Below are 14,669 nucleotides of genomic sequence, written 5' to 3' on the forward strand. Positions count from 1 at the left end.
TTTTAAATTTCCCATCAATTTTTTTACCATGGTGAGGTTTCCAGTATCAGCCTTATTGATTCTTTTGCTTTTAATTTCTGCCACACCTATTGCAAATGCTCAAAAGGTTGAGGAGATTTCGGATTTCAAGGTCAATGTGGATTTAAACAGTAAAGCTCATGTAAGATATGACATCACGATAAAGAACCTGATAGACAAACCCGTAGTACCCGGAATTGGTGAAATCAGGCTTCAGAAGGTGCAGCCGGTGAAATTGGGTTTTCTCTCTATCCCCTTCACAGAGCAGCGAGTAGCAGTTGAGGTCAGCAACGTTAAAGTTTATTCCAGCGAGAGGCAATTTAAATCGAGTGTGGATGAGAAAGAGGGCTACACGAGTATAATCTATGAAATCTGGTATCCAATAGAGCCGGGAAAAACTCTGAGTTTTACGGTGGAATATGATGCGGATATAGTTGATACTGGGCTTCTCTTCAAGACTGTAACCATACCCGTCGGGACAGACATTGATATAAAGAGGGTGGAAATAAATGTGAATTCAGATTGGCATCTTTGCTACGCAGACCCAAAACCCTCAGGAGATAACCCGCTCTGGCAAAGCAGTATTCCAGCAGGGAAGATTGCCTTCTTTACTGCCGAATTTTCGATTCTACCATTGCCACTTCTTCCAGTGAGGGGCTACATCGTTCTCTGGGGTGCTTTGCTTGCAATCGCTGTAGTTCTAACTGCTGTAGGGTTGAAGAGGAAATGAAGTGGCTGATTGTTGTTATACTCACAGTTTTTATCTCAATGTCCATAACAAATTCATGCATTTACGAATACAGGGAGGCTATTTTCTATCCCAACGAGTCTCAGGAGGTTGGAAGAGACTGGATAGTCGTTAACTTCACCAACAGCTTTCCTTTCCGGCTTTATGATATAAAGCTGGATTACAGAGGGGAGGAGATTTATATCCCGAATGTTGCTCCGGGGATCAACATAAAGATTGACCCTTACAAAACGCTCCCAAGCGAAGATTTTCCAATCAGAGTTGACGTAGAGGTTATTTACCCAAACATAACCTACCAGGTATGGAATGACTACACTAAGAGCGTTGATGTAAACATTCAGATTCCCATCTTTAGGGGATTTGAAAGGTGTTACGGATGCTCTGCCAATGGAAATATAACTTTTGACACATCCATCCCAGCAGGAAAAAGCTCTGAGTTTTCGATAGTGGTGAACACCACGAGCTTCGAAATCCCGGATGGAACTATTAGTTTCAAGTTGGAGGAACAAATTCCGATTAGGTATGGTGTGGAAGTTCAGATATCGGTTGAGAAGGAGCAGAGGGGAAACGACTGGTATGCTACTTTTTATCTCCAGAACAACCTGAACAGGGACGTTAGTGTGGATTTTGAAGCCTGGCACATCATTAACTCCAAGAAGAATGAACTGTTCAACACAAGCGTTTTTCTTAAAGCTGGTGAGAACAAATCCTTCTCAGCCCCACCCGTAACGAGTGCAACTCCTCCGATATTTTACATGAGGGCGAGAGCTAAGATTTCTGACTCATGTGAAGCCATTATTATACCCGCTACAAAAAATGGTAACAGCTTTGTTGTTGGATATGGTGTGCTCAAGGGTTTCAACTACACCGGTGCTGGTGTAGGTGCAGGAGGTGTTGGGGGAGGTGCCAGAGTAGCAGTACCACCTGCTCCGCTTCCCCCACCAGCACCACCTGCCCCTGCACCACAACCGGGACAACCGGTAGCTCAACCAGTGCCCATTTCAGTAAATCTTCCTGAGACAGTAATACCGCAGATCGGTATTGAAGAGGCAACAAACTACGTTGCGATGATGTTACCAGCCGCCTACGGTCTTTTCTTCGCAACTGTACTATTCCCCGTAATGACGAGAAGGGGTGTTGTTGTTGCTCGCGATTTGATAACCCCGCGTAACTATGCTCTGATCAGGGCGTATGGTAGAAGACTTTACTCCACACCATCCAATGCCTTTCCGGGATGTACGGTAATTGAGCCGGATGAGGGTATAGTTGAAAGGTTTATGAACCTTGGACTGAAAAGAGATGATGCAGAGTGCATCGCAGTTGCGCTGAAAATGAAGAAGCCGCTGATAACAGATAAAAGAGAGGTAGCGGAAGTTGCAGCGCGGAATGGATGCATTGTCATACAGCTAAAATGGGCGTGAGAATATGGACGAACTTGAGGTTACACTTGAAGAGTTGGTGAAAGAAGTTAGGAAGAGAGATACGATAGCTGCTCTGCTGATATCAACAGCCTTTATGCTATTTGGATTTCTCGCTCTTGTTCTACTGGACGTAATAAGGCTCAGCGAATTTATTAAGGGCATGGTTGCCATAGTTACCCTCATTGTAACTTGGCTTATGATGACAGCAGGAGTTTACATTCTGCTCTCAATGCCCCTCCCTGAGCTGCCTACAAGGATTGTAGCGGACTCAAAAGGTGTGATGGAGCTTATGAAGAGGAACTATGGTGGGAAAGTCTATGTCACTCGCCAGAATTACAGAAATCTTCCTCCGAAGGTTGGTGCAATGATGAACCTTGAAGTGGTTGATGTTCCGAGTGAGGAGGTGAAAAAGTATCTTAGTCATGGTATGGAGCTTGCGGAGAGTATTGTGGCTGCCAAAAATTTAAGGGCAAAGGTTGTAAGTGATGTGAAGAAGAAAATTGATGGTGTTGAGGTTATCAGGGCAGAAGATTTATTTTAAAGCCTCCAGCAGCCTGTCATTCTGCTCCTTTTTACCAATGGTTATGCGGACATGCACACCATCAAGCCCCATGATGCTTGCATCTCTTACTATTATCCCCTTTTCGAGAAGTTTCCTTGTAAGGTCATTTTCTGAATGAACTCTAACGAGGATAAAGTTTGCCTCTGAGGGGTAGGGCTCAAGCCAGTCAATTTTTGAAAGCTTTGAAAACACTCTCTCCCTCTCAGAAACTATTTTTTCCTTTACCGACTCGTAGTAATCTTTCGACTTTATCGCAGCTATTGCAGAGTTCACAGCAGGATGGCTTATCGCAAATGGCAGGCGAACTTTCTCTATTGCCTCAGCCAAATCCGCGTTGCAAACAGCGTATCCCACTCTCATACCCGCGAGGCCGAAATACTTGGAGAAGCTTCTCAGGACTATCAAATTATCAAGCTCGTTTACCAGATCAATACAGCTTTTTCCGGAAAACTCAACATACGCCTCATCAAGCACGACATAGTCGGAATGCATAGCTACCTCTTCAACAACTCTTCTTTCGATTGTATTCCCAGTCGGGTTGTTGGGTGAGCACAGGAAGGTCAGCTTAGGTTTTTCCGTAGCTATAACCTCTGGATCTACCACATACCCTTCAAACACCGGAAAGCTTATGGAAGCGCTTCTGAGCATCGCGTAGATTGCGTATAGGGTGTAGGACGGCATGGGAATGACAACTTTATCAAGTTCATCAATTATCACATTGCAGACGGATTGTATAAGCTCAGATGCCCCACAGCCCACAGCTATGTTTTCGATTGGAAAGCCTGTGTAATCTGAAATCGCCTCCTTCAGTCTTCTGTAATCTGCCTTCGGATACTGGTTTATCGCTCGTATTGAATCAAGGTAGGCTTTTTTGACTTCTTCACTTGGCTCATAGGGATTCTCATTTGAACCGAGCTGAATAACATCTCTCGACGGAAAATCTTCAGGGAACATGCCGGGATCGTAGGGATTGATAAACCTGATTACCTCTCTCATTCTTCATCCTCCCTCGATCATATCTGCCAGTACACTCAACATCCTCATAGAACTTAAATCTCGGAAGAATGGGTCTGCGAGAACCACATGATCGCAGATTTCAAGCAACTTTTTTATCTCCCTACCAACCTCTGAAATCCCACCGGAAATAGTGAAATTATTTAGTAGAAACTCTCTGTGTTTGAATAGCTTTTCTGCATCGTCACTCTTCTTTATACTTCTACCTGATCTTCTCAATTCTACAAGCTCCATAATGTCAACCTTTGAAATTTCCTCAGCAATATCTTCCATCTTAAACTCCGAGATAAGCCTTTTACTGCCGAGAAAGACGATTGATGCGGCAATAATCAAGTCCTCTTCGAACTCGCTCGGAAGGAGAAGTGCTGGACCGTAAGCAGCTTTGAAGACATCTCCTTCAACAAATCCATCCATCCATCGGATAAATTTAGTGTTAACGGAATTGTATAGCACTCCATCAGTCTTGGACGCAAGCTTCAGCGTTCCGGGTGAGCCTGCTCCTACCACACAGCAGCCTGATACCCTCTCAATACACTCCTTCAGTTTTTGAAAAGCTTTAGCGTTATCTCCTACACCCAATCCTAAAATGTATCTGTCACCATACCTCTGCCTTAGCGCCTCGAAGCCCTCAACTATCTCCTCACAGCTTCTTCGACTAACCGATAGTATCCCGAAACCAACATTGAGGTTTCTCGAGGCATTGCTTATTATCTCTGCAACCACAAAGGGATCAACAAAGCCTTCAAACTCACCCACCCAAATCATCCTTATTCCAGCAATTTCAGCCAGTTTTACCCTCTCTATAATCTCCTTCTCACTCAGATCGCCATTTATGTTCAGTCCAACTCTACCAGTCAAGGAGCTTTTTAACACCTGCCTTTTTTGGCAATTTCTCTTCATCCTCTCCCGCATCCATGACCTTATCACTCTTAGTTTTCGGTCTGTAACCAAGTCTGTCGCCGTAAAGTTCTACCACGAATTTTGCTGCAATCTTTGCCAAATCATACATCTTTGCTTCGGTTAATTCTCTGAACTCAGTTTTTCTCCTGTCTTTCCTTCTGTCCACGTAGTACAGACAGAACAGGCATCTGTAGGGTGATATGGGGACAGGTTCTTTGTCGGAAAAAACATCTTCAAAGGTTTCGATGGCGCAATATGCACCATCACTGAACTTGCAGTATCTTACTCTCTCCTCTGAAATTTCCTTTGCAACTCTGAGAAATTCATTGAGTTCTCCTGTACTTTCTGCTCTCTTCTGCCTCTTGTAGAAATACCACTCAAGCAGAAGGTAAATGAACTCTGATGGGGATACATTTGCTTCTTCACACTTCTTCATCAGCAGTCTCTCCATATCCGGTGGTATGTCAACAGTTACCTTCATTTCCTGCCCTTCCTCCCCTTTCTAACTCTCCCTTTCTCATCAGCATCTAAAATTTCTTCGGACCCTTCCTCACTCCCCTCTTTTTCGCCCTCTTCTCCAGCCATGGTTTTTGCGAGCATGTAATATCCAATAGAGTTTGCCTTTATCGGGTCGTCGGGCCTCTTAACCTCACCAATATCCTTGAAACTTTCCTGAAACATCTCATAAACTCCCGGAAGCATACTTCCTCCGCCAGTGATTGTGAAGTTCTCCACAAGCATTGTTGAAAGCCCTTCAAGCACAAGCTTTACTCTACTGGCGATTCTCTCTACCCACGAATCAACAAGGTTCTCGTATTCAGCCATTATCTCTTCTCTGCTTACGCTTACCTTCTTTCCACTTCTGATTCTTCCAACCTCATATCCTTCAGTCGTTAGCAGCTTTGTCATCTCCTCCGGAGTTATGCTGATTCCGATTCTGTTCCTCACTGCCACCTCCAGATTTTCATAGAGCTTGTCCACACCCATAAGCATCGTGTCACCCTTCAGATACTCCATATCTGCAATCACAAGGACATCCGTCGTTCCGAAACCTATGTCAACGCAAACTCCAGTTTCAATCCCCATATAAGCCATGGTTCCTACGGGCTCTGGAAATATGAGAACCTGCGCCTTTAGCTCTGACTCCATTTCTCTTTTAAGCTCCTCTCTTTCCTTTCTCGATGATTTGACAGGTAAACCTGTGGCAATTATTGAATTGTTTTCTGCTTTTAACTTCTCTATGCCGTATCTGGCAAGTTCAAAATACGATGTGTGCAGAACTCTACCCTCATGTAAGGGTCTCAATACCTCTACATTTTCCATAGAGTGAACTATGGAGAGAGCTTCATCTCCAACATAAACACTCTTTGATTCTCCTTTTAGGCTCCAGTCTTTCTCTTCACCATAGGCAACAATGGAAGGATAAACCAGAACGTTTTTACCATCAGCGGTGATCTTTGTGTAATTCGTTCCGATGTCAACACCAATCGGTCGCATGAAGTAAGTTGAGTTGTGTTATATAAAAAATTTCTTCGAGGTTACAGTTTTAAAGGGATGTGCTGACAAAAGCCCATGCCAAAAGTGAGAGTTCACACAACCATATCACCCGAAACATACAGAAAAATCGAGGAGCTGAAAAAGGAGTACAAAACATTGAGTAATATCATTGAAAAAGCTGTTAGCTTGCTTTATAATTCTGAAAACGTCAAAAACGTGAGTGATTATGACATCCTCCTTCTTAGCTTCGTCAAAGAATTGAATTTCACACTGTGTGCTAAAGACCACTACACTGCTCTTGCTGAAAGGGATACAGAGAGGGCTGTGAAGGAGAGTATGTTGGAAATGGCTGTAAAGTACATCTCAAAGAGACCGATAAGTGACCTCAGCTTGGAGGAGTTGCTTGAGAACGTGAGTAAGCTCTGGCAAATTTTGAACAGAGCAGAGCATGTGGAGGTTGAGAGGATCGAAAACAAGATCAATTTCGTGTTCTATCATGACATGAGAAGCTTGGCTGTTTCGGAGATTCACTTAAACTTGATCAAATACCTTTTCGATAAATATTACTCTGACAGCTACGAGATGAGCGTTGACACCATTACGGTTAACGGCTTCTCGGTGGTTTTTAGCCGTATTAGCTGTAGATAGTCCCGTAAATCGCCTTTTTTACTAACTCTCTCATCTCATCTTTCTTCACAACTCTGGGATTTCTCGACACGTGCCTCTCGCTCAGGAAGATTCTCTCAACTATCTCGTCAACATCATCTTCACTCGCTCCGACATCGAAAAGCTTTGTGGGGATGCATAGGTCTTCAAGAAGTTTCATGAATCCGACTCCCGAGTGTAGGGCAGCATCCCTAAGCGACATTCCATCAACATCCACTCCGAGAAGCTGGGATATTTTGGCATGCTTTTCCAAATCTGCTATTGCATTGTACTGCAGAACGTAGGGCATCGTAATCCCAACGCTTCTTCCATGAGGGCTTTTGTGGATATAAGAGTGGGCATAGCCGAGAGCGTGACCGAGAGAAGTTCCTGCAACGTTAAATGCTATTCCAGCAAGAAGGGAGGCGTAGGACATCTCTGCACGAGCTTTAAGGTTTTTTCCGTTCGAGTAAGCTTCTCTGACGGCTTTTGCACCAATTTTTATGGCTTGCTCAGCAAACATGTCCGTTACGGGATTTGCGAGGATGGATGTGTATGCTTCAATGGCGTGACAGATCGCGTCAATTCCTGCATTTGCTGTCACTTCAGGAGGTGCAGAAAGTGTTAGCTTGGGGTCAACAACAGCGATGTCAGCATACAGAGATTCACTGTCAAAAACGTACTTAACTTCCCTTCCCGGAATTTTAAACACCGCAAGCTTTGTAACTTCTGAACCAGTCCCTGCGGTTGTGGGGCAGAGGATGAGCTTTGCGCTTCTTTCTGGAAGCTCTTTTCCGATAAATTCTGAGACATTCAAACCTTTACCTGCTGCAACTGCTGAGAGCTTTGCAACGTCAAGAGTGCTTCCCCCACCAACACCAACGACCGTGTCAAATTCAGTATTGTTGAGAACTTCATCAACAATACCAATTTCAGGCTCTGGTTCGACCTTGCTCCAGAGTTCGCAGTCAAATTCCTTTAAAATCTCACATATCTCCTCCCCAACCCTCTTCATTGCTATATCTGTGATGATCACTACTTTCTTACCCCCAACCCTCCTAACCTCCTTGTCCAACTCTTTGATGCGGTCAAGCCCGAAAACAACTTTAACGCAGCTGAAGGTGAAGCTATCCAAACAAACCACCCCCGTATCTGACGACAAGTATCGCAGACAGAACTATCACGACACCAAGCATTATCCTCTTTAAGCTCTCCCCATCAAGCCTTCCGAGTATTTTCCTGCCTGTAAAATAGGCTGCAGCAACAAAAGGGGCGAGAAAAACGAGTTTGGTCAGCACCCCATAGCTAACATGCCCGAAAGCGACAAAGGCTGAAAGTGTCACCGTGTCTATCACCACAAGATACGTTATCATGAAACTGCGAATGAAAGCACCGTTGTATCCCTGATTTGCAAGGCCAATCACTATTTGTGGCCCGTTTACACCGGTTAAAACGCCCATGATACCGCTTACAAATCCCAAAGTTAAAAACATGGGCTTAGCTCTTCTAACTCTAAAACTCACACCGAAAAGCATCAGCGAGGCTAAAATACCCATCCCCAATCCAATCAGCAATCCCACAATCTCCTGAGATGCAATTCCGAAAAGAAATATACCTGCCGCAACGCCAGCAAATCCTCCGAAATAAATCTCCCTTATGCTGAAGTTCAGTTTCTCCCTAAAAACGAAAATTATGTTTACTAAGGATTCGAGGAGGATCAGAAGAACCACGGCCTCCTTCGGTGGCAGAATGTTGGAGAAAATTGGTGAGAGAAAGATTGCACTTCCAAAGCCTGTAACTACTCTGATTGTGAAGGCTATGAGAGTTAGCAGACACATTATAGCCAGTGTTAGTGGCGTCATTTTAGTAGAAACTTAAGCATTTTTTCGATTCTCTCAACTCTCTCAACATACGCTCTCTCAATATCCTGATACTCGTAAATCCCCTTTCCCGTTTTTACGCCAAGCTCTCCCTTATCCACCTTCTCCAACAGCCAGTGAGATGGTTTGAACTTCTCGTCCCTGAATCTCTGGTATAGATAGAGAGACGCGTAGTAAACAACATCAAGACCTATGTAGTCTACATTTCCCATAGGTCCGAAGAGTGTGTAGAGGATGCCGAGATGAAACCTCCAAACCTTGTCAATATCCTCAACTCTGACACCTTCCTCAATCATCTTTGAAGCCTCGCTTAAAACAGCGGCGTTGAACCTGTTGACGATGGACTGATTCATGCAGAAAACAACCTCTTTACCCAAATCCTTCAGAAGATTATCCACGAAGCTCGCCACTTTCTGGTCGGTGTATTTGGATAAAACAACCTCAACAAGGGGCATGACATAGGGAGGATTCATCCAGTGGACGCCGAGAAACCTTTCTCTTTCATCGAGCCTTTCAGCAATGTCATTGACGCAAATAACGGATGTGTTGGAACACAGCGGAGCGTTGGTTAGTTTTTCAATTTTCTTCAACACCTCCGTTTTCACTTCAAGACTTTCAACAACGGCCTCAATAACGAGATCACATGTCCTCGCCTCCTCCATGTTTTGTGTGAAGCTGATCTCGCCCTCAATCTTGACCCTCTTCGCCATTTCTCCGATCACTTTTTTGGCATTCTCCAGAGCCTGTTCACTCACATCGTAAAGGACTACATCGTTCTTTCTTGCCACATCCAAGGCAATCCCCTGACCCATGAGTCCTGCTCCGGCGATGAAAATCTTCATCAACTCACCTCCTCTTTAAGAGTTCTAACGTGGTCTTCAACGATTTTATCAATGTCGTCCCATCTTATTTCCCATCCAAGCTCGTCAATCCTGCTGTATCTCTTCAGAATTCCCGACTTATCCACAAACTCAGTCATCAGCGTCCAGCTTTCAGCAATTTTCCTTGCTTCGCCACTGATATCAAATTTCGGCTTAAAATCAGGAAACAGCCTTTTGACGGCATCAACAAGTTCTCCAAGGGAGATGGGAATGCCACCAGCATTGAATATAGGTCTGGAAACCTTTTTCTTTTCATAAAGGCTAAATATCAAATCTGCAGCATCCTTAACGTAGAGAACCGGTAGCCGGGTTTCAGGTGGCAGTGAAATGACGGCTGTTCCACTGAAAAAAGCATCATCAATTAAGGTGGAGAAGGTAACACTTGCTCCCATCCCTCTTCTGAAAGGGCCAATTAGAATGGGGAATCTGACAATCCTAAAATCTATGCCATAAGCATAGCCATAGTATATGCCGAGAATTTCGGAGCAGGCCTTGGTAGCACCGTAGAATGTCGAGGGATCACGAAAGGAGAATTCAGATATAGGCTGACTCCTCAAACCGTAAACAGAGTGGCTGCTCGTGAACACAACCTTCTCAACATCGAACAGTCTGCATGCCTCAAGGATATTCAGGGTGCCTTCAACGTTTACTTTGAAGGTATCAACGTGGCTTTTTTCAGCCTTGATGGAAAGTTCAGCAGCGGCATGAACAACTCCATCAATCTCATACTCTCTGAATACTCTTGCAATGTCCGACCATGCTGTAACACTGCCGAGTTCAAAAATACCCTTCTTACCCTCTTTCAGGTCAAGAATAATCGGGTCTTTGAAGTAAGACGCAACAAACCTTCCAAGAAATCCCGATCCGCCTGTAATGAGAACTGCCATTTTAACCCTCCGAAGTGGAAAGAAGGTAGGCAAGAGGTGATATTTCTTCAAGCTTCACTCTCACGTCCAGAACGGCAGGTAATCCAGAATCCAGTGCCCTCTTCACAGCCTCTTTTACCTCTCCTGGATCGGTAACAAGCTCCCCGTATGCTCCAAGGCTCTCGGCAAACCTGTCGTATCTGACATTTTCATTAAGCATGACGCCATACTTTGCCCTCTCTTCAGACTTTGTCGTCAGAAGCCTCGTGTGGTTGACCAGTCCCCATGCAGAATCATTTACAACCACAACCACAATCTGCAAACTGTGCCTGACGGCAGTGTCTATCTCAATCCCATTAAACAGAAAGCTCCCATCACCAGTTACAACAAAAACCCTTTTTTCGGGTTCCACAGCCTTTACAGCAATACCCATAGGCACACCAGCGCCAAGATGCCCAAATGGGCCTTGGGATGCAATAACTTTTCCCGACCTGAAGTAAAGCAGTCCCCAGGCAGTTGTTTCACCACCATCGAGAACAACAAGGTCATCCCTTCTCAGGATTTCAGAAAGCTCTTTCATAAGTCTTTGGGGTTTCATCGGCTTCTCATCGCCTTTGGCAGCCTCATCAAACATTTTATTTATGTTGCCAACAGTCATCTGAACTCTCTCAGCCCATCTGTCGAATTTTGGAATAGAATCAAGGAGGCGGAGGGCATTTGCGAGGAAGAATCCCGTATCACAGCATACCGCAACATTAACATACCTGTTCTTGGCCACTTCCTTTGGATCAACATCCACATGAACAACCTTTGCATTCTTTGCAAATTTCTGTCCAAAACCAAGAAATTCGTCGAATCTTGTTCCAAGAACAAGCAGAAAATCACTTTCGCCCACAACAGGCGAGGCTGACGCTTGACCGGCAAACAGTTTATGGTCTCCTGGGATACAGCAGTAACCAAGTCCGCTTACGCACACGGGAACTGACAGTCTTTCAGCAAATTCCAGAAGCAAATTTTCCGCTTTGCTCCAGTAAACTCCAGAGCCAGCAACTATCAATGGTTTTTCAGCATCCTTTAGCAATTCGATTACCCTCAAAATGTATTTCTCCTCGCAGCCAACTCTTCCAGTGTAGCGATAGTTTTCTGGATCGGCGAATTCGATTTCCGAGTTACAGTCTGAGTTTAAAACGTCCTTCGGTATCTCAAGCATCACTGGCCCAAATCTGCCAGATAAGGCTCTCCTGAAAGCTTCTTGAACGTATTCATGCAGTCTTTGCGTGAAGGGCACGAGTCTTGACCACTTGGTATACTCCTTCACCCACAGATGGCCGTCAATCTCCTCGAAGGCGTTTCTGTCCAAATTGGCATACCTGCTGTGTCCGGCAATAGCAACAACCGGGCTTGAGGCGTAATAGGCTTGAGCAAGAGCTGGCATTAAGTTTGCCAGCCCCGGTCCTGTTGGGACAATGCAAAGTCCTGCACCTCTTGTCACACGTGCGTAGCCATCGGCAGCATTTCCGGCAGCCTGCTCGTGCCTTGTGAATATGACCTCCACACCCTCGTCTCTCAGGTATTCACACACCGGTAGAATCTCACCGCTTGGCAGGGCAAAGGCACACTTTATCCCCTCCCTCAGCAAAGACTTCGCTACTATTTCCGCTCCATTCATTTTCTCACCTCAGAACTCATCCAACTCCTTACCCTTAGTTTCTGGCAATAGCCATGGCATCAGACACATGAGCAAGAAGGCTATTCCGCCCAGAAGCATGCCGTAGAGGATGCTCGAAAAGGTTGCCACATACCCAACAACCAGTCCACCGACAGATAAGCCCCTTGCAATGCTGAAGATAACAGATGTTGCTGTTGCCCTTACTCTCGTCGGAAACATTTCACTACTCCAAACTCCGAAGAGGGCATGAGAACCGAATCCAATTGGAATTATGAAGAGCGAGAGCAGAGCCAGATTCTGGTTGTAATTCACCAAAGTGAAGTAACCAAGGAGTATGCAGCCAATCAACCCCACTGCCGAGGATATGGCGAAGCTAACCCTCCTGCCTATGTAGTCACTCACGAAGCCTACAAAGGGTAAAACGATTAGAGCAACAAGAGAAATTCTCAGAACTATCATGCTCGCCTCTTCAGGGCGATAACCGAACTCCCTTATGATGAATGTCGGAGACCAGTCAACTATCGTGTGGTAGGCAAATTCGGCTAACCAGAAGAGGAAGGTTGCGAGTATCATCAGCTTTAGATACGTCCTGTTTTTCACTATCTCTTTTAGTCTAAGAGACTTTTCACCCTCTGCACCGTGCTTCTCCCAAATTCTGGATTCGGGAAGATACTTGGCAAAGAGGATTAGGAATGGGATAGGATACAGAACTATGAAGAAGCAGGCTCTCCAACCGTAAATCGGGTAAATCAGAGAGACGGAGAGGGCGGAGAGTATGAAGCCAAATACAAAGGTTGCATGAATCAACCCACCAAACAGTCCACGTCTTTTTGGAGAGTAAAACTCACTCATATAGGTAAAAGCCAAACCCCATGTTACACCCATACCGGAGATCAATCTTAGGACTGCAAGAGTCCAGAAGTTTGGGGCAAATGCTGATAAAATGCTAAAAATAACGACCCACAGTATTGAGAGGATTAGAGCGTTCTTCCTTCCGAATCTGTCCCCAAGCTCGCCGAAAAGCATTGCACCGAAAATGCAGAAAATATACTGGGCAGAAAAAACAAAGCCAATTTCAAGCGTGCCAACACCAAACTCTTTCATGATTGGCTCTGCAAGAAAGTTGAGGATCGTCAGACCGACAGCATCGTGCGACCAGCCTATTGCAGCGGCAATCAAAACTATGAGCTTCTCAAACTTTGTGAATTTAATCTCAGCCATAGATTTTTCATAGATTAATAAACTAAAAGATTTATGCAAATAAATGTGCACAAATGCACACTACCGGAAAAACTTGATATACTTTCCTGAGAAAAAATGTATAATGCTCGGTTGGGGGGAAGTAGTGCTGATAATCATCGCCGCGATAATCTTCATGGGTCCTGATAAGCTTACTGATTTTGCAAGGCAACTCGGAAAGCTCTACGGAGAGTACAAGAAGGCGAAAAGAATGATTGAGCTTGAAGTCATCTATGGTATAAAGCTCTTAGATGACGAGGAAGTGAAAAAAAAGGCTAAGGAGAATTACGAGAAGTTGTTAAGCGAAGTCAAAGACCTCTCTCAAGAAGCTCCTCCTCGCTCAGACCAGTGATTTCGAGCACGGTAAGACCTTTCTTCAATCCCTCAGCCTCCTCTTTGCTCATAATTTCTCTGAAAGCCTCATCTGAGATAATCATGCTGTTTCCAAAGGGGTCTTCAAGGATCAGGGTGAGCTCTTCATCCCCCTCAATCGTATTTCTGATACGTTCAAGAATCCATTCGCATCTCTTGACCTTCTCTTCATCTTCAGCATTCCATCTCATGGCAGTCCTCACAACTTTTTCAACTCTGTCCAGCACACCTTCAAGATTTGTTATAAAGGCTTGACTGGCTGGGCCAGGCTCAACACTCACCCCAACCTCTGGAATTCTGATTGTTCCTGAAGTTGACCTTATTACCTTCGTGTAGAGGTTATGGCGGTTTATCTTGATCATGTACCTCGTCGGCTCTTTTGTGTCAACGACAACAGAATCAGAATGCTTAAATCCACATTCACAGCTAATTGAAGTGAGCAAGACCTTTCCAAAAAATGGTACATCGTATGTCGTTACGACCGCTTTAAGCTCTCTCCCACAGCTTGGGCAGGGTATCATCTGCCTGTGCTCCTGATCTTGTTTCTGTCAACCTTTATTCCCGTAGGTGTTACGATAACATAATCCTCCCCAAGCCCTACAATATCTCCCTTTACATCTTCTGCAAGCTGCCTGAGGTCTTTAAGCACCCTATCAAGTGTAAGCTTGTCGTGCTTAATGAACGCTATATCTGCCACCACGATGTTTCCATCGTAAATCTCCCTTTTTATCTCCGGAATTTCATTTAACCCGGTTACTTCAGCCACTCTTATGAAAGTGGCAGCACCGCTGGTAATTTCCGCCTCATACTCACTCAGATCAAGCTCCTCATACTCGTCTATGTTGATCCTTTCAGACTTACCGAGAATCTTGTCTATAAGCCCCATGATTTCACCAGAGCTATTTTTGATTTAAAGTATTTAAAGATTTTTTGCAATTGTATAGTCCCAAAAAATTT

17 protein-coding genes are annotated in these 14,669 nt (G+C 44.7%); 5 read left to right on the forward strand and 12 right to left on the reverse strand.

Annotated elements, in window-relative coordinates; genetic code table 11:
* Positions 1 to 28: 28 nt before the first annotated feature.
* The 3 genes from BP688_RS13140 to BP688_RS13150 are packed head-to-tail and all read left to right on the forward strand — an operon-like array spanning position 29 to position 2,728.
* Positions 29 to 748 (forward strand): hypothetical protein, encoded by a 720-nt coding sequence (locus tag BP688_RS13140; protein WP_290595748.1) that lies wholly within the window; start codon positions 29 to 31, stop codon positions 746 to 748.
* Positions 745 to 2,187: a hypothetical protein gene (locus tag BP688_RS13145; RefSeq protein ID WP_290595750.1), complete on the forward strand. Its 1,443-nt coding sequence runs from the start codon at positions 745 to 747 to the stop codon at positions 2,185 to 2,187. The genes BP688_RS13140 and BP688_RS13145 overlap by 4 nt, the downstream gene beginning before the upstream one ends.
* A 4-nt stretch (positions 2,188 to 2,191) precedes the next feature.
* Positions 2,192 to 2,728: a hypothetical protein gene (locus tag BP688_RS13150; protein WP_290595752.1), complete on the forward strand. Its 537-nt coding sequence runs from the start codon at positions 2,192 to 2,194 to the stop codon at positions 2,726 to 2,728.
* Here BP688_RS13150 and hisC read toward each other — a convergent pair.
* The 4 genes from hisC to BP688_RS13170 are packed head-to-tail and all read right to left on the reverse strand — an operon-like array spanning position 2,720 to position 6,160.
* Positions 2,720 to 3,745 carry a histidinol-phosphate transaminase gene (gene hisC / locus BP688_RS13155; protein ID WP_290595754.1) on the reverse strand — a complete coding sequence of 342 codons (1,026 nt, stop codon included), beginning with the start codon at positions 3,743 to 3,745 and terminating at the stop codon, positions 2,720 to 2,722. The two genes, BP688_RS13150 and hisC, sit on opposite strands and share 9 nt — an antisense overlap.
* Before the next feature lie 3 nt (positions 3,746 to 3,748).
* Positions 3,749 to 4,621 (reverse strand): LLM class flavin-dependent oxidoreductase, encoded by an 873-nt coding sequence (locus tag BP688_RS13160; protein ID WP_290623272.1) that lies wholly within the window; start codon positions 4,619 to 4,621, stop codon positions 3,749 to 3,751.
* Positions 4,611 to 5,144, reverse strand: coding sequence for a hypothetical protein (locus tag BP688_RS13165; RefSeq protein WP_290595757.1), 534 nt, complete (start codon positions 5,142 to 5,144; stop codon positions 4,611 to 4,613). The genes BP688_RS13160 and BP688_RS13165 overlap by 11 nt, the downstream gene beginning before the upstream one ends.
* Complete coding sequence (locus BP688_RS13170; RefSeq protein WP_290595758.1) at positions 5,141 to 6,160, reverse strand: rod shape-determining protein; 1,020 nt, start codon at positions 6,158 to 6,160, stop codon at positions 5,141 to 5,143. Before BP688_RS13170 ends, BP688_RS13165 begins: the two co-directional genes overlap by 4 nt.
* 75 nt (positions 6,161 to 6,235) lie before the next feature.
* Between BP688_RS13170 and BP688_RS13175 the strand changes: the two genes are divergently transcribed.
* A complete protein-coding gene (locus tag BP688_RS13175) occupies positions 6,236 to 6,808 on the forward strand; it encodes a hypothetical protein (protein ID WP_290595759.1) in 573 nt (190 codons plus the stop codon).
* On the opposite strand, the gene BP688_RS13180 is transcribed toward BP688_RS13175, so the two are convergent.
* From BP688_RS13180 to BP688_RS13205, 6 genes are read right to left on the reverse strand one after another with little or no spacing between them, the layout of a single operon-like run.
* The gene (locus tag BP688_RS13180; RefSeq protein ID WP_290595760.1) at positions 6,795 to 7,940 is read right to left on the reverse strand and encodes an iron-containing alcohol dehydrogenase; all 1,146 of its coding nucleotides are present in this window, start codon (positions 7,938 to 7,940) and stop codon (positions 6,795 to 6,797) included. The genes BP688_RS13175 and BP688_RS13180 overlap by 14 nt on opposite strands.
* Entirely contained in the window at positions 7,933 to 8,667 is a 735-nt protein-coding gene (locus BP688_RS13185; protein WP_290595761.1) for a sulfite exporter TauE/SafE family protein, read from the reverse strand. The genes BP688_RS13180 and BP688_RS13185 overlap by 8 nt, the downstream gene beginning before the upstream one ends.
* Positions 8,664 to 9,527: a 3-hydroxyacyl-CoA dehydrogenase family protein gene (locus tag BP688_RS13190; protein ID WP_290595762.1), complete on the reverse strand. Its 864-nt coding sequence runs from the start codon at positions 9,525 to 9,527 to the stop codon at positions 8,664 to 8,666. Before BP688_RS13190 ends, BP688_RS13185 begins: the two co-directional genes overlap by 4 nt.
* Positions 9,527 to 10,453 carry an NAD-dependent epimerase/dehydratase family protein gene (locus BP688_RS13195; RefSeq protein ID WP_290595763.1) on the reverse strand — a complete coding sequence of 309 codons (927 nt, stop codon included), beginning with the start codon at positions 10,451 to 10,453 and terminating at the stop codon, positions 9,527 to 9,529. The genes BP688_RS13190 and BP688_RS13195 overlap by 1 nt, the downstream gene beginning before the upstream one ends.
* A gap of 1 nt (position 10,454) precedes the next feature.
* On the reverse strand, positions 10,455 to 12,101 hold the full coding sequence (locus BP688_RS13200) for a thiamine pyrophosphate-binding protein (RefSeq protein ID WP_290595764.1): 1,647 nt from the start codon (positions 12,099 to 12,101) through the stop codon (positions 10,455 to 10,457).
* A gap of 9 nt (positions 12,102 to 12,110) precedes the next feature.
* The gene (locus tag BP688_RS13205) at positions 12,111 to 13,322 is read right to left on the reverse strand and encodes an MFS transporter (protein ID WP_290595766.1); all 1,212 of its coding nucleotides are present in this window, start codon (positions 13,320 to 13,322) and stop codon (positions 12,111 to 12,113) included.
* Between the two features lie 103 nt (positions 13,323 to 13,425).
* Between BP688_RS13205 and BP688_RS13210 the strand changes: the two genes are divergently transcribed.
* Complete coding sequence (locus tag BP688_RS13210) at positions 13,426 to 13,692, forward strand: twin-arginine translocase TatA/TatE family subunit (RefSeq protein WP_290595768.1); 267 nt, start codon at positions 13,426 to 13,428, stop codon at positions 13,690 to 13,692.
* Here BP688_RS13210 and BP688_RS13215 read toward each other — a convergent pair.
* Positions 13,649 to 14,233 carry a ZPR1 zinc finger domain-containing protein gene (locus BP688_RS13215; protein WP_290595770.1) on the reverse strand — a complete coding sequence of 195 codons (585 nt, stop codon included), beginning with the start codon at positions 14,231 to 14,233 and terminating at the stop codon, positions 13,649 to 13,651. The genes BP688_RS13210 and BP688_RS13215 overlap by 44 nt on opposite strands.
* Positions 14,230 to 14,598 (reverse strand): cell division protein SepF, encoded by a 369-nt coding sequence (locus BP688_RS13220; RefSeq protein ID WP_290595772.1) that lies wholly within the window; start codon positions 14,596 to 14,598, stop codon positions 14,230 to 14,232. The genes BP688_RS13215 and BP688_RS13220 overlap by 4 nt, the downstream gene beginning before the upstream one ends.
* Positions 14,599 to 14,669: the final 71 nt, after the last annotated feature.

The sequence above is a fragment of the Archaeoglobus sp. UBA230 genome (assembly GCA_002507545.1).
Classification (GTDB): domain Archaea; phylum Halobacteriota; class Archaeoglobi; order Archaeoglobales; family Archaeoglobaceae; genus Archaeoglobus.

Bases quoted from the DNA above. Each gene is read 5' to 3' on its own strand.
- BP688_RS13140 (WP_290595748.1), top strand. From the start codon at position 29: ATGGTGAGGTTTCCAGTATCAGCCTTATTGATTCTTTTGCTTTTAATT.
- BP688_RS13145 (WP_290595750.1), top strand. From the start codon at position 745: ATGAAGTGGCTGATTGTTGTTATACTCACAGTTTTTATCTCAATGTCC.
- BP688_RS13150 (WP_290595752.1), top strand. From the start codon at position 2,192: ATGGACGAACTTGAGGTTACACTTGAAGAGTTGGTGAAAGAAGTTAGG.
- hisC (WP_290595754.1), bottom strand. From the start codon at position 3,745: ATGAGAGAGGTAATCAGGTTTATCAATCCCTACGATCCCGGCATGTTC.
- BP688_RS13165 (WP_290595757.1), bottom strand. From the start codon at position 5,144: ATGAAGGTAACTGTTGACATACCACCGGATATGGAGAGACTGCTGATG.
- BP688_RS13170 (WP_290595758.1), bottom strand. From the start codon at position 6,160: ATGCGACCGATTGGTGTTGACATCGGAACGAATTACACAAAGATCACC.
- BP688_RS13175 (WP_290595759.1), top strand. From the start codon at position 6,236: ATGCCAAAAGTGAGAGTTCACACAACCATATCACCCGAAACATACAGA.
- BP688_RS13185 (WP_290595761.1), bottom strand. From the start codon at position 8,667: ATGACGCCACTAACACTGGCTATAATGTGTCTGCTAACTCTCATAGCC.
- BP688_RS13190 (WP_290595762.1), bottom strand. From the start codon at position 9,527: ATGAAGATTTTCATCGCCGGAGCAGGACTCATGGGTCAGGGGATTGCC.
- BP688_RS13195 (WP_290595763.1), bottom strand. From the start codon at position 10,453: ATGGCAGTTCTCATTACAGGCGGATCGGGATTTCTTGGAAGGTTTGTT.
- BP688_RS13200 (WP_290595764.1), bottom strand. From the start codon at position 12,101: ATGAATGGAGCGGAAATAGTAGCGAAGTCTTTGCTGAGGGAGGGGATA.
- BP688_RS13205 (WP_290595766.1), bottom strand. From the start codon at position 13,322: ATGGCTGAGATTAAATTCACAAAGTTTGAGAAGCTCATAGTTTTGATT.
- BP688_RS13210 (WP_290595768.1), top strand. From the start codon at position 13,426: ATGCTCGGTTGGGGGGAAGTAGTGCTGATAATCATCGCCGCGATAATC.
- BP688_RS13215 (WP_290595770.1), bottom strand. From the start codon at position 14,233: ATGATACCCTGCCCAAGCTGTGGGAGAGAGCTTAAAGCGGTCGTAACG.
- BP688_RS13220 (WP_290595772.1), bottom strand. From the start codon at position 14,598: ATGGGGCTTATAGACAAGATTCTCGGTAAGTCTGAAAGGATCAACATA.